Here is a 13858-nt window from a genome sequence, read left to right as displayed (position 1 = left end):
GACTCTGTTGACCCAAGCGAGGGCCAGCTCAAGGTAGTGAAAATTCAATTAAAGTTGGCTAAAGACCATGCTAATCGGGGGAGTCTGTATGCTCAACAGCAACAGTGGCCAGATGCGATCGCATGTTACGAAAAAGCGATCGCTATTGACCCCAAATTTGCTGGAGCTTACCGTAACTTGGCTCGGGTTTTCGCTAAGACAGGTCAACAGGCGGAAGCTACCGAGTGCTGGTATCAAGCCCTAACCCTAGAGCCAAATTGGGCTAAACCAGAGGAGCATGTTAAGTTGGGCAACAGGTTGTGGTCTCTAGGCAAACCAGACCAAGCCATCACCTGTTATCGACAAGCGCTTCAGTTGAAGCCCAATTTACTCCAAGTTTACTATCGTCTGGGGGAGATACTCCAATCCCAGGGAAAGATGGAAGATGCGATCGCATTTTATCAACAGGCGGTCGAGAATAATCCCCGAAATCACCAAGCCATGAACTATTATCGACAAATAGTCGATAGTAATCCCAACGCTAGCGCTAAAGATTATCATCAGTTGGGTCAACTCCTCAGAGGGCAAAGTCGATTTAAAGAAGCCATAGAGTCTTATCAAAAAGCGATTGAGCTTGACCCCTGTTTTAAGCGAGCTTATGTAGACCTACAGTACACCTGGATTGAATCAGAACAGTTAGAGGAACTTATCACCTTTTATCGACAGTGCATCGAACGGCAACCAGATTTTCCGCTGGCTTGGGGGAATTTAGGGGATGTGCTAACCGAGCAAGGGCAACTTGAAGAAGCGATTAGCTGTTACCAAACTAGTGCTTACAAAAAAGCAGTTGCATCCAATCCCAAGCTAGCCGAGGTTGACTGGAAACCTAAAAAAGAACATGGTCCAGACTTCGTTATTATTGGAGCGGCCAGATCTGGTACATCTTCATTATATATGTATCTGAGTCGTTATCCACAAATTATCTCCCCTCATAAAAAAGAGTTAAATTTTTTCAGTAAATATTTTAATCAAGGGATTGATTGGTATCTCGCTCATTTTCCATCCATTACCGACACTCCTAATTTTTTAGCTGGAGAAGCAAGCCCTAATTATTTTGACTGCACTGAATCTGCCCAACGGATGTTTCAGTGTTTTCCCAAGGTTAAGCTGATTGTTTTATTGAGAAATCCTGTTGATCGCGCCATCTCTTGTTACTATCACAATTTTTATCATGGCCGAGAAAAGCGCAGTCTAGAAGATGCCCTAGCTCTAGAGAAGCAACGACTGGAAACCTTGACAGAATCAGAGCTATTACAGATTGGGTATCGACACCCAAATAATTTATTAGGAAGTCTTTACGTCTATAAGTTAAAACGATGGATGGAGATTTTTCCGAGAGAACAATTTTTAATAGTGAAGAGTGAAGACTTCTATAGCAATACTAAGACTGTCATGAGTACCATCATTGAATTCTTGGGGTTATCTGATCAGAAATTTTTTCAATACCCCAAATGCAATGGTAGGTCTTACACTCCCATTAGTCAAGACTTGAGACAAACCTTAAGTGACTTCTTTCGACCTCATAATCAGAAGTTGGAAGAGTATTTGGGAATAAAGTTTAATTGGGATTAGACTGGTTTTGATTGGAATTTGTTATGACAGAAAGGGAGCAAGGAGCAGGGAGTAGGGAGTAGGGAGTAGGGAGTAGGGAACAGGTAACAGGAAATAAGCAATTTAAATTCAAATCAGCTTACCTGCGATCGCTCTTAAAAAAATGTTAAGTTAGAAACTGTAGGATTTAGGTGAGTGTAGCAGTTTCTAGGGTAATGATATACACAGGATTTTGTCCCACTTCCCTCTTCTGAATTCACTGCTCCCTGCTCCCTGCTCCCTGCTCCCTGCTCCCTGTTCCCTGTTCCCTGTTCCCTGTTCCCTGTTCCCTAAAATCACCATGGTTAAAACCACCTCCAAACTCACTTTTGAGGAATACCTGGAATATGATGATGGCACAGATAACCGTTATGAGCTATTTGATGGGGAGTTAGTAGAATTGCCTCCTGAGAGTGAACCAAATAATTGGAGGGTAATGTGGCTAAGGGATGAATTAATCCAACTAGTTTACCGCCGTTTAATTAAAATGCACAATTGTGAATTACAAGTTCCAGGAAATCCTCAAAACCGCTATCCAGATTTGGTAGTGATTAGAGAAGAACATCTTATCCAAACCGAAAAACGCCTAACTATCACCCTTGATCTGCTTCCCCCACAGTTTGTGGCTGAAGTAGTTAGCCCCTACAAAAACCAAAGGGATGAAAACTACCGACGTGATTATGTAGAGAAAGTACAACAATACCAAGAAAGGGCTATTCCTGAATATTGGATTATTGACCCCCAAGAGCAGTTAGTAACTGTGCTGGTATTAAACAATGGTTGTTATGAAAAACAAAAATTTCGGGGTAATGAGCAGATTGTTTCCCAGACTTTCGGTGATTTTAAGTTTACAGCTTTACAGGTAATAAGTGCTAATTGATATAGCAGCTGCGTAGGGTGTGTTAGGGACGGCTCGCCCTGATATTATGTTTCGCAGTCAGTGTTGAGATAGCCCGTCCCGTAACGCACCACCGGGTCTGGAAGACATAACGAATTTAAATTCACATCAGCTTACCTGCGTTCGCTAAAGTTATGCGTTCGTTTTTTTAAATTAATTATCAAATTACCTCCCCAAAAAAAAATCCTAAAAACCCTTGACAACTAAAACAATAATCATTACAATAATCAATATAAACATTATTGAGGTTCTTAACCATGTCTCAAAACTTTCTCCCGAATCAAAACAATAATCATGATGATTCTAACCAAAATAAACAACGTATTAAGTACATTAAAGGCTCTCCTGAAGGAGTCACCAAGACTATTTACTCCCTTTCTGCACTCGGGTATGGGTCAGTTTCCGACTGGAGCCCTTTGCAGCCAACGGGGATTCCAGGGCAAGTAATTAGTTTTGCAACCAAGTATTCGACTTGGCGTTAATAGGTTAAACTTCTGGGGGGGTTTCCCCCCGGCAAAGGCTCCGGTCTTTTGGCGTAGCGTGACCTTTGCCCAATGAAATAGGATCACATCCGGATTGATTCGGAAAGTGAGAGACATGACATAGTGTTTACTGAAATAGCCGTGGATAGTATTTCTACGGCTATTTTTTTTTGCGATAGATGGGTGTGGAATGTAAGTTAAGGAAGGGATTGATGGCTATCATCGTGTTATTGCGATCGCATAAGCGCGGAAGCTGAGGCCTTGGCCTTTGGGCCACGCGGGGCGCGTTTGGCCACGCTTTGCGTTCGCGTAGCGTCGGCTTTGCCGAAACGCTTCCGGAGCGTAGCGTGACCTACGGTCAATCGCATCAGACTCCAATTATAATTATTTTCAAATAGCCCAAGCTCAATTACAGCAAAGTTGGCATAAAGAAGCACCGTCAAACCCTCTTCGCTGTTGTCATAACAATATAATTTAAATGAAGACCAGATTAGGATAGGTCAATCTTGATCTAAAATGTCATAAGTGAAAGGACAATTCTGGGGGAAACTAACAGATGGATAATTCCTGCTCACCTTCTTCAGTGGATATCTGTAGCAATCGGAAAAGACCGATTCAAGATAAGGCTTGAGGCTAGGAGATTCAGACTGCCTTTTCAGCAAATGTTCCATCAAAACTTTAAGTCTGCTCTGAAGCTCTCGTCTTTTACAACCACTGGCAAGATGCCAGTTCCACTTTTACCACCACTGGCAAGATGCCAGTTCCACTTTTACCACCACTGGCAAGATGCCAGTTCCAGTTTTACCACCACTGGCAAGATGCCAGTTCCACCTAAGAGGATATCAAAAAACTTTTCAGATATCCTCTTAGTAACAATAGAAAGTTTTTCGTCCTGAATCTGGCACTAACGGCATAATCCCTACATCGCACTTTGCTCTTGAGATGGGCGAGGCACGGGATTCCTAGATAAGCCTAATTGTAAGAATATGTATGCTGCTACTCCTGCGAGGATAGCAAAGAAAATAACAATTATTACTACAACTTTAACTATAGATTTGGATTGATAAGATTGAGAGGTTTGGCTTAGAGTTTTTTCCTCCTGTCGGTTTTGAAGCTCCACCCCTTTAGGCATGCTTTGGTCAAAATCGATAGATTCAGCAACTGCACCACTCACAGTCAAACCATCTGCTATCAATGATGAAGCAATTGGTTTAAAATCTCCCCCGACATCTCCTACTGTCAAACTTCGACTTTTATCCGTGTAATTTACATTTTCGATATTAACTGGCTCAACGGAAACCGAAAGATTATTACTGTTAAAAAAATACTTGACACCAGAATTTTGTTCATCCTTAGTAGCATTTTTTTCTAAAAAATCAACTATTTCATGAAAATTATTTTTTATATGCTCAAAAGCTAAAAATCGTCTTTTTTGTTGATTGAATACTTTAAATTTAGAACTTATTACTAATTTTTCAATAGTTGAGAATAATTTCCGCAAGTAGCTTGCTGATACTTCTTGGATTTCAAATACGAGTCTTTCAGATAAGTTGTCAGGAGAAATAAGAACAAGACATGGAAGATTGCTTAACTCCACGTTCAACTCTCTAGCAATATCATAGGCTTCAGACTTATCGTAGGGTTTAGTTCTAAACCAGTTTAGATCCAAACCAGATTCAATCATTCTCCTCCAATTGTGATTTGCTTGTCTCCACTTAGGGGAGGGATTCTCCAAAAGATAGATAGTACACCAATCTCCCGTTAGTTTGTCTAGAGCATCAAAGTGTTTTCTTACATAAAGGGATAATTTTTCATCTTCATCCGTATACAGCAATATTCCAGGTATAAAACTTTGTTCAGATGATAATAACGATTTTTTCCTGAGGGATTCATTAAGCGATTCTTGATTTTTCCAAGAGAGTAGACTTTGAAAAAACTCTTTTTTATTTCGGACTGGAGCTGCAGCATGTGCAGGAAAGTCCAATAAACTTCTTGTTTGAGGGAAGATTGCGCCATTAAAATTAGCACCGCTACAGGTTATTGAGCGAAATCCTTGGACTTCGCTAAGATCTGCATTATTGAAGTCTGCCCAGTTAAAATTTGCTCCGGCAAGATTTGCTTTCGTGAAATTTGCTCTACTAAGATCCGTCCAACTCAAATCGGCTCTGTTCAAAATAGAGCGACTAAAGTCAACTCTGCTAAGATTTCCGTTTTTGAAGTTTGCTTCGCTCAGGTCGGCTTGGCTAAGATCGACTTGGCTAAGATCTCGTTCTTCCGCACCATTATTAACAATGTCCCAAACCAAGTACCATTTTTCGTCAATAATTGCTTCCTGAATTTGGGTGCGGTGTAATTTTGTATAGTTGAGGTTCGCTCCCCTAAGATCTGCTCCCCTAAGATCTGCTCCCCTAAGATCTGCCTCACAGAAATTAGCTTTGACTAGAATAGACTTGGCAAGATTAGCTCCATTAAGCTTTGTTCTTGTGAAATCGACGCTACTCAAATCAGCTTCACAAAGATTTGCTTCTTCAAGGTCAGCCATACTTAGGTCAAGTCCTTGAAGCTCTCGCCCTTCTACACCATTATTAACGATGTCCCAAACTAAATACCATTTCTCATCAATAGTTGCTTCTTGAATCTGGGCTTCTCGTAAATTTGCATATTCAAGGTTAGCTCCACTAAGATTAGCGCCACTGAAGTTTGTTCCATTAAGGTTTGTTGCACTAAGATTTGCCTTATACAAATTTGCTCCAGTAAAGTTACTACCCCTTAAATTTAGTCCGCTAAAATCTGCTCCCCTGAGATTAGACCGACTAAAGTTGGTCTTACTAAGGTTTGTATGTGGATAGAATTTTACTCCATTAAGGTTTGCCCTAGTAAGATTTGCTCCGCTGAGATTTGTTTGAGGAAATTTCTTATCTTTCAGGTTAGCTTCGATAAGACTTGCTTCACTAAGGTCTGCTTCCTGAAGAATTGCAGTACTAAGGTTGGCTTTATAGAGGTTCGCACCACTTAAGTTTGCGTTGTAGAGTGAGGTCTTGCTAAAGTCTACTTCACTGAGATCTGCTCCACTGAGATCTACTTTAAAGAGGTTTAATCCTGTAAGATTCGCCCCCTTAAGATTAGGAATACTTAGAGGATTTAGCTTTCTCCATTGATTCCAGACTTTAAAACCTTGCCTCAGTAAGTTAATATGCAGATTGTTTGCCATTTGCTTTACCTTCAGAAAACTAAGCCTAAAGAGTGCATCAGTTTTTAAATTAGGGTGACAGCCTAACTTTAAAAAAAATAATAGTTACAGCCCCAATAATTTGGTAATTAAAGGCAACAATTTACTACATGACTCTGCTAGTTTAGTAACATTAGGTAAGCTAGAAACCGTTCCTTTCAATATTTTTATTGCTGTCTTTGCCTTCTTTTTCATAGCTTCATCATTAGGATTATTTCCAACTTCAGCTAGAATTTTTACCTGCTCCAAAGCTTCAGCTTTGTCCTCATTATTTAGATCTGACGAGGTAGAGATTGCCTCAATTAGTTGAGACAATAATTCTTTGATACCTGGTTTTGTAGGATCAGGGGAGGCAGGTAACTGGTTTATGGACTCGGCAACTGTACCGCTAATCTGAACGTTATCTGACATCATTGCTGAGCCGATTGGTTTAAAGTCCCCTCCTACATCGCCAACTGTAAAGCTTCGACTTTGATCAGTATTTTCATTCATAGTTCAATCACCTGGCACAAATTTAGATTGACCTATAGCAATCCTAAATCATTTCTAAAATCCCTGGACTTATTCAAAACTCCCTGCTTATCCCTTGCCTTCTGCCATCTGCCTCCTGGCTTTTGCATTAACGCAGCCCATTTCTTTCACGAATCAGATAGGATTGCTATATTTCTATTCCCGACTCCCGACTCCTGACTCCGTAAATAAATAAAGGTTGACCATTGATAGCCAAGGGACACAACTATACATCCCTACAACCATCAACTGTCAACCTTTAACCAATAACTATCGCAATATAGCGTTTATAAATGAGATGTAAACCTAGCAAGGATTTTGTTATTGGACAATAAAGCTGAGGATCTCTTTACCCTCTTGCCTTTTGCCTCTTGCCTCTTGCCTTTTTCGCCAAGAATTGTGTTTACAACCCAGATACAAACGCGCTTTGTGACCTCTAAACCAGCCACTTAATACTAGAAATTCATTTCAGCAGCTTGGACTTTCTCAACTTGCTTCTTCTTCAGAACTAGCAACACTTGAGATAGCATAATTGCGCCGATGAATAGCATCAACCACTTAATCCGAGCTGGGTCTTGTAAGACGACTTCCACATCCCTTTGACCAAATCCACCAACATTAGGATCAGTACTCAGAGGTTGTCCTGATACTACCTGATCTCCTTCAGCAACCAGTAACTCTGGGCCAGGGGGAACCGTATCAACTACAGTCTCGCCGTCTGCTGTCTTGATAGTGACGTCGTAGCCAACATACTCTTCAAAGGTAATTTTGGTAATTTCACCAGTGGCAGAAGCATTGAAGGCATTATTATTGCTAAGGTTACCAGCGGGGTAAACCTGACCCCGTCCCCGGTTACCACCGACATGAAGCTGGTATTTACCAAAATAGATATCTTTCTCAGTTCTGGGGTCAGGAGAGAGAACTGGGAACACAATTTCTTGATACTCCTCACCTGGTAGAGGACCAACGAGTACTATATTTTCCTGGTCTTCGCTGTAAGGTTGGTAGTAAATGTTCTCGGTTTCTTCTTTGATTTCCTCCGGAATCCGGTCAGGAGGAGCAATCTTGAAACCGTCGGGTAACATCACCACGGCACCAACCTGTAAGCCACCTTTAGACCCATCACCATAGACCTCTTGTGCTTCTAGGTCATAGGGGATCTTAACCACAGCTTCAAATACAGTATCTGGCAGTACCGATTGGGGAATTTCCACTTCTGTCGGTTTCTGTGCTAAGTGACAATTAGCACAAGCCAGCTTACCAGTGGCATCACGAGGGGTTTGTGGAGCAGTTTGCTGTGCCCAGAAGGGATAGGCAGCAGCTGACTGGGGAACTGCCAGATCACTGGCAAAGAAAAGGGCCACAGCTGCCACAACCAAAACGATAGCTCTGGCAATCATCCCCTTGCCACGGTTAACCATCACCGATACATCAGGTGTTCTCATCACTAAGCCAAAAAACTCAAAAATTGGTAATTTAAAAATTGCAACTTGTTAATTGCTAATGGTTGATTAGCACTAGTCAATTAACTAAAAACTAAGGACTAAGGACTAAAGCAATTAACTCCACCAAGGCTCTTCACCAGTGCGGAAGTCAGTTTCCTTCCAGGGGCTGAAGACTAGGGTGTCGTTTTCCGTTACCGTGGCGTGGGCCAAAGCTAGAGACAAAGGCGCTGGTCCGCGTACTACCTTGCCAGTATTGTCATACTGGGATCCATGGCAAGGACAGATGAACCGGTTCTTACTAGCATTCCAAGGCACAACACAGCCTAAGTGAGTGCAAACCGCGTTGAGACCGTAAGCCTCAAGACCTTGATCTTCAGTAACAATCACATAGGTGGGATCCCCTTTGAGACCTTGAGTCAGGGTGCGATCGCCTACATTGTGACTAGCTAAAAACTCGCTGACATTGATGTCATTGCCCAAAGCATCTTTAGCTGTGACACCACCACCAGCCCCACCACTGGATGGGGGGATAAAATACTTAACGATTGGGTAGAGAGCTCCAACAAATGTGCCGGTAATTGTCCCAAACGCCAAGAGGTTCATAAATTGGCGACGCCCCATATCTGGAACGTCTGGAGAGCCAGAAGCTTGAGCCATAACTGAACGCCTAAAGGTATACTTTTTTTACAATTCTGGGAAAATTACCAGAATTTTTTGAACCCTGTTTTTCTAACTGTAGTGTAATTCAACCACTGGACAGGGTTGCCCAAATCCCTGCAATATAAGGATTCACGGCTTGAACTATAAGTATTATTACATTCTTTTACGCTTTATCATAAAGTTAAGAAGCGTTGTATTTGTAACGAAATGTAAACATGAAGTTAGGGCAAGAGGCTATGACAGGACAGGACTTGCACCAACTCCTGCTCAATAAGTGGGGACGCTCCTATGACATCCAGATTCGGAGGACTCAAGGGAAAATCTTTGTTCAGATCATGTGGAAGTATCTAGAGCAGCAATCCTTCCCCCTTTCCGAAGCTGAGTACCTAGAGCATTTAGATACAGTAGCCAACTATATCCGAGGTTGGGGAGGAGCCAGCCAGGTGCAAGAGTTCATTAACAAAACCCGTGAGCGTCCACGACTAGGCAAAGTGGTCAGTATTCCGATCGAACTAGGTGAGCGGTCCTCAGAATGGATGGTAGAGGATTTTTAGGGAATAGGGTGTGGGGTGTGGGGTGTGGGGAGTAGGGATTAGGGTGTGGGGTGTGGGGTGTTGGGAGTCGGGAGTAGGGAGTAGGGTGTGGGGTGTTGGGTGTTGGGAGTCGGGTAGGCTGTTTATTATGAGTCTTTTTGGGAGATCGTTCACACCAGGATTGAGCTTTGCGATCGCTTTTAGCGGAAGCTTTGCTTCATCGCGTACGGCGATAACGCCCAGAATGGATATCTAGCAAGAGATGCACGCTTATCATACTATCAGACAAAAAGTGCATGAAGTTTAAGCTATGGCCATCGCACAAAGTAAAAAACCTACCCTTATGAGCACCCCACACCCCACACCCCACAGCCCACACCCCAGTTGTTACCGTACGCAATAATAAGGAGAGAACCAGGAAATGAAGGAACTCGACTGAACTGAATCAGCCACTAACTCGACCACTCCGTCGTTATTAATAATCCATCGATTAGCTTCAATAATTCTAGACCGACGTGAGTTAACTGCATTGGAAGCACTAGAACCATTAGAAGCTTTAGCAGCATGTACACGATTTTTCCTACGGCGAGCGCTGTGGCGAGGTAATGGACGTAAATCTACCCACAGGGTTTCACCCACAAGAGGTTTAGTGGGGTCTGTGGGTAAGCCACCCCGGCCAATTTGGACAAATCGATTGCCATCATCGGTAGCGCAACCAGTGGCAACTAGCAGTTTGGGATTAACAAAATTGTCTGGTAGCTCGAATAATCCCGCACTAGGGTCATCCGAAGGTGCATTAATTTCGACAGTACCGCTAAAGGAAGCTCCCAGTTGGGAAGAGGCGGTAATATCACTATCGGGGGTTTGTTGTTCTCTAAATTCAGTGCCAAAAATGCCTAAAGCATTGATAATCACTCGTCCGCCAAAGCTATTTTCAGCATTGGCCGTGATATCGCTATTGTCGAGGGCAACTAGCAAGTCAGTATCAATAGTAATGTTACCACCAGTGGCAGAACCTGTAGCATTGGTAGTGATGTTACTGCGATCGCGCATTAATATCAGCTGGGAATTCAGAATAATATTGCCCTTATCACCAGCACTGACTTCAGCAGAAAGGGTAGCTTGATCTAATACAATCGAGGAGGCCGTAATGTTGAGATCACCCGCTTTGGCATTATCCCCATTACCACGAGCACTGACGGAAATTTCGGCGCGATCGCGAACGGTCAAGTTTTTGCTGGTAATGGTCACTGAACCCGCAGGGGAGTTTTCCACAGAGAAGGCCGCAATCCGACTAGGAAACTGACCATCCTCTGAAATGCCAGTGACATCTATGTCATTAACATTGAGGATGATATCCCCAGCTTCACCATCCCCGAAGCTAGAAGCAATCACCTGTCCACCATCGAAGATGTGCAACCGTTGAGCATCTATCTCTAATTTCCCGCCATTGCCAGTGGCTCCTGGATCCACGGAAACCAACACACCACTTACAGTGCCAGTAAAATCGACAAAGGGATCACTGACTTCTACCGAGCTAGCCCTAATCGTAATATCGCCAGCATTGCCAGGACCAACCGCAGAGGCTTGGAGGCGTGCCCCTTCAGCCACTCGCAAATTCCCAGTTTCAATCAGTAGCTCGCCCCCATTCCCAGTGGTTTGCTCCCTAGTAGTACCAAGAGTTAGTATACTTGTATATATGCCAGTAGAAAATGTAGTAGTAGAATCAGTGCCAATCACATCTACCGACTCTGAGGCATATACCCTGATATATCCGGCATTACCAGGTCCAGTGGTATCAGAGTAAAATGCTCCTCCATCTGTGAGAACCAAATCCTCGGTTTCAATGGTTAAATTGCCGCCAGGGCCGGAGCCCTGTGTAGATATATAAAAGCCGCTGGAAAATAGAAGACCATCAGGTGAGGTACCAATGGCTTCGACTAAGTTAGCTGTTACCATTACACTGCCCCCATCCCCATTACCCCGATTAATCGAGCGAATCTGAGCGCCATCACGCAACTGCAAAACTGGAGTTTCAACAACTATCTTCCCAAGCTGGCCAGTTGCTTCAAGTGTGGCGTTGCTATCGATGCGCCCACGCTCTTCAACTGTACTTGATAGCATCACAGATTCGTTTGCAGTAATGGTAATCTGACCAGCATTACCGGAGCTCAAGGTCTCGGTAATTACAATACCCCCGTTCAGCTGGAATTTTTTGGTATCAATCACGAGGTTGCCCCCATTTCCCTTACCCCGGACAATGCTTGAGATTAAGCTTGATCCATTCACTTCCAGCAATGAGCCGACATTGAAGGTAATATTGCCACCAGCACTCCCATCTAAGGTATCGGTGGAAATTCTACCACGATTATTCAGTATCAATTTGTCAGTATTAATGGTTAAGCTGCCACCATCCCCTGTGCCTCTCGATTCGGAAAATAAGCCGCTCCTGGCTTCCACATTAGGATTAAAGTTAGCCGGATTGAATGGGTCTTCCGGTAACGAGACTCCCTGAGTGCCTTGGTTTTCTAAAGACACTTGCAGGGTGTAAGTGTCCCCCACTTTTGGTGTTGTTCCCTGGATCAATTCACTATTATTAGCAGTAGAGGGGAAGGCACCGACTCCGAGTAAGTAAATCCCTGGCTCAGTGATGGTGGTATCAATTAAGGAGTCTGTGCTGAAACTGCCAAAGACTTCTATACTGCCACCGGCACCATCAGTAGCTAAAGAATCTTCATTAACCTCTAATAATTCTCCTGTACCGAGATTAAACAGGAAAATCCTAGTATCTATGCTACCGTCTTCCCCTGTAAAGCCATTGTCGATGTCGAAAATAGCTCGACTGTTACTAGTAGTAATGCTAAAGGAGAAGTAATCGAATTGAGTTTCTGCTGCACCCAATACGGTGGTGCCATTAATAATCTGTTCTGGAGTCCGTTCAATGGAAACATAGGGTATTCCTAATGCTCCGGATTCAGCTACGTCGGGATTCGGTTCAGTAATAAACTCCAGAGCATTTAAGTCAAAGGTGTCTAATTCCAAGAAAGGATTAGGGACAAAATCCCGACTTTCCCCAGATATAGTGACACTTTCGCTAGCGTTAATGGTGATATCTCCAGCATTACCTAGATTAGTGGTAGCCGTGACAATCTGTCCGCCCGTTTCCAGGACTAAGGTATTGAGATCCAGTGCGATCGCACCGCCATTACTACTACTGTTGGTTACTGTACCGATAAATCCCCGATTAGCTAGATTCAGTGACCCTTCGGCATTATTAATGGTAATGTTGCCACCCGGACCACTAGTGTCAGCAGCGGAACGAGTGAGAATCCCACTAAATAACCCATCCTCAGTGAAACCGGAGATATTAATGGCACCATTGGCATTAATCTCAATATTTCCTGATGCCCCATGGCTATTGGTAACAGTTTGAACTCTTGAGCCACCAGTGATAGTAAGAGCGCTAGTGGTTAGCTGTATGTTTCCGCCATTGCCTATTGCATTTGTTTCTATATCATTAGCAATCAAACTCTTGTCACTGAGAGTGGTATTGCCAAGAGCGTTAATAGTAATATTGCCAGCTACGGCATCTGGTATTGATGCTCCATCGGTCAATCCAGCTTGTAACGCACTGGCTGACATGTCGAAGTTAGCACTATTGATGGCAATAGTTCCGCCATTAACATTAGTTACATCTACTAAGCTACTGTTAGTCAAGGAAATATCACCTCGTTGGACTCCATCAGGAAAACTGACGGATGTCGCGCCATTGAGGGTAACTGTTCCTGGACTGGATAATCCTCCTAATTCCACCCGTCCCCCTGGCACTTCAACGGTGGCACCATTGAGGTTTACTTCACCGCCAAGTAAGGCCATGGTTTGCCCTGTCTGAATGCCTAAAGTAGCTCCTATCACGTTGACTGAGCCAGGATTGCTACCATATTGCAAACCAGTGGGAATATTGATGGTTAACAATGGTGGGGCATTGGGATCACTAGCGCTAAAGTTGAAACCATTGTCAAATACCGCACTATCAGCAGTGCTAGCCACAAACGAGCCTGCTACATCTAAGCTCGCATTGGTTCCAAAGTTAATACCATTGGGATTAAGCAAGAATAAATTAGCGCTACCGTTTACTCCCAAGGTGCCCAGAATTTGAGAGAGGTTGTTACCAGTCACACGAGTCAAAATATTAGTAATGCCATCGGGATTAGCAAAATACACTCGTTGACCATTACCAACATTAAATTCCAGAAAACTGTGGAATAAGTTACTATCTCGAATTGCTCCCCCTTCGATTAAATCCGCTACTGCACCACGGATAGTCTGATTGGGAGTAACCTGAGAATTTTCATTGCCCAAGGTACTATCTGGGGTAATTTGAGCTAACGTAGGTGAGGCGAATAATAACCATAAACTACTTACTTCAAGTAATACCACTAAGCCTAATTGCATTAGTGAAATGGGTTCTG

Annotated in this window: 14 protein-coding genes; 6 read left to right on the top strand and 8 right to left on the bottom strand. The window is 43.3% G+C overall.

The annotated features are described in order from the left end of the window. Positions 1 to 36 precede the first annotated feature (36 nt). Positions 37 to 1611: a tetratricopeptide repeat-containing sulfotransferase family protein gene (locus tag BJP34_RS32960; RefSeq protein WP_158517609.1), complete on the top strand. Its 1575-nt coding sequence runs from the start codon at positions 37 to 39 to the stop codon at positions 1609 to 1611. On the opposite strand, the gene BJP34_RS49745 is transcribed toward BJP34_RS32960, so the two are convergent. Further along, positions 1598 to 1723, bottom strand: a complete 126-nt coding sequence (locus BJP34_RS49745) for a hypothetical protein (protein WP_267876427.1) — start codon at positions 1721 to 1723, stop codon at positions 1598 to 1600. The genes BJP34_RS32960 and BJP34_RS49745 overlap by 14 nt on opposite strands. 99 nt (positions 1724 to 1822) lie before the next feature. Here BJP34_RS49745 and BJP34_RS32955 point away from each other — a divergent pair, with 99 nt between their 5' ends. Together BJP34_RS32955 and BJP34_RS32950 are read left to right on the top strand one after the other, a co-directional pair. Beyond that, positions 1823 to 2509, top strand: a complete 687-nt coding sequence (locus BJP34_RS32955; protein ID WP_229424140.1) for a Uma2 family endonuclease — start codon at positions 1823 to 1825, stop codon at positions 2507 to 2509. A 275-nt stretch (positions 2510 to 2784) separates the two neighbouring features. Next, on the top strand, positions 2785 to 3009 hold the full coding sequence (locus tag BJP34_RS32950; RefSeq protein ID WP_070395972.1) for a hypothetical protein: 225 nt from the start codon (positions 2785 to 2787) through the stop codon (positions 3007 to 3009). A 500-nt stretch (positions 3010 to 3509) separates the two neighbouring features. Here the strand turns inward: BJP34_RS32950 and BJP34_RS38040 are convergent, their stop codons facing one another. Then, positions 3510 to 3680 (bottom strand): DUF29 family protein, encoded by a 171-nt coding sequence (locus BJP34_RS38040; RefSeq protein WP_229424139.1) that lies wholly within the window; start codon positions 3678 to 3680, stop codon positions 3510 to 3512. Between the two features lie 51 nt (positions 3681 to 3731). Here BJP34_RS38040 and BJP34_RS45090 point away from each other — a divergent pair, with 51 nt between their 5' ends. Then, positions 3732 to 3905, top strand: coding sequence for a hypothetical protein (locus BJP34_RS45090; protein WP_158517608.1), 174 nt, complete (start codon positions 3732 to 3734; stop codon positions 3903 to 3905). A 23-nt stretch (positions 3906 to 3928) separates the two neighbouring features. On the opposite strand, the gene BJP34_RS32945 is transcribed toward BJP34_RS45090, so the two are convergent. Continuing rightward, entirely contained in the window at positions 3929 to 6220 is a 2292-nt protein-coding gene (locus BJP34_RS32945) for a pentapeptide repeat-containing protein (RefSeq protein ID WP_070395971.1), read from the bottom strand. An 84-nt stretch (positions 6221 to 6304) separates the two neighbouring features. Then, positions 6305 to 6730, bottom strand: coding sequence for a hypothetical protein (locus BJP34_RS32940; RefSeq protein ID WP_070395970.1), 426 nt, complete (start codon positions 6728 to 6730; stop codon positions 6305 to 6307). A 342-nt stretch (positions 6731 to 7072) separates the two neighbouring features. On the opposite strand from BJP34_RS32940, the gene BJP34_RS49740 reads away from it, so the two are divergent. Next, complete coding sequence (locus tag BJP34_RS49740; protein WP_267876426.1) at positions 7073 to 7201, top strand: hypothetical protein; 129 nt, start codon at positions 7073 to 7075, stop codon at positions 7199 to 7201. Between the two features lie 2 nt (positions 7202 to 7203). Here BJP34_RS49740 and petA read toward each other — a convergent pair whose 3' ends face one another. Beyond that, the gene (petA, locus tag BJP34_RS32935; protein ID WP_070395969.1) at positions 7204 to 8193 is read right to left on the bottom strand and encodes a cytochrome f; all 990 of its coding nucleotides are present in this window, start codon (positions 8191 to 8193) and stop codon (positions 7204 to 7206) included. A 114-nt stretch (positions 8194 to 8307) separates the two neighbouring features. Further along, positions 8308 to 8850, bottom strand: coding sequence for a cytochrome b6-f complex iron-sulfur subunit (petC, locus tag BJP34_RS32930; protein WP_070395968.1), 543 nt, complete (start codon positions 8848 to 8850; stop codon positions 8308 to 8310). A gap of 239 nt (positions 8851 to 9089) precedes the next feature. Here petC and BJP34_RS32925 point away from each other — a divergent pair, with 239 nt between their 5' ends. Further along, complete coding sequence (locus BJP34_RS32925) at positions 9090 to 9407, top strand: DUF3067 family protein (RefSeq protein WP_070397011.1); 318 nt, start codon at positions 9090 to 9092, stop codon at positions 9405 to 9407. Here BJP34_RS32925 and BJP34_RS41615 read toward each other — a convergent pair. Together BJP34_RS41615 and BJP34_RS32920 are read right to left on the bottom strand one after the other, a co-directional pair. Continuing rightward, positions 9381 to 9560: a hypothetical protein gene (locus tag BJP34_RS41615; RefSeq protein ID WP_149031309.1), complete on the bottom strand. Its 180-nt coding sequence runs from the start codon at positions 9558 to 9560 to the stop codon at positions 9381 to 9383. The genes BJP34_RS32925 and BJP34_RS41615 overlap by 27 nt on opposite strands. A 213-nt stretch (positions 9561 to 9773) precedes the next feature. After that, entirely contained in the window at positions 9774 to 13841 is a 4068-nt protein-coding gene (locus BJP34_RS32920) for a filamentous hemagglutinin N-terminal domain-containing protein (protein ID WP_070395967.1), read from the bottom strand. Positions 13842 to 13858 lie beyond the last annotated feature (17 nt).

This window comes from Moorena producens PAL-8-15-08-1 (assembly GCF_001767235.1).
Lineage (GTDB): Bacteria > Cyanobacteriota > Cyanobacteriia > Cyanobacteriales > Coleofasciculaceae > Moorena > Moorena producens_A.
Note: the sequence above shows the minus strand (reverse complement) of the source record. Positions and strands in the feature narration are given on the sequence as shown.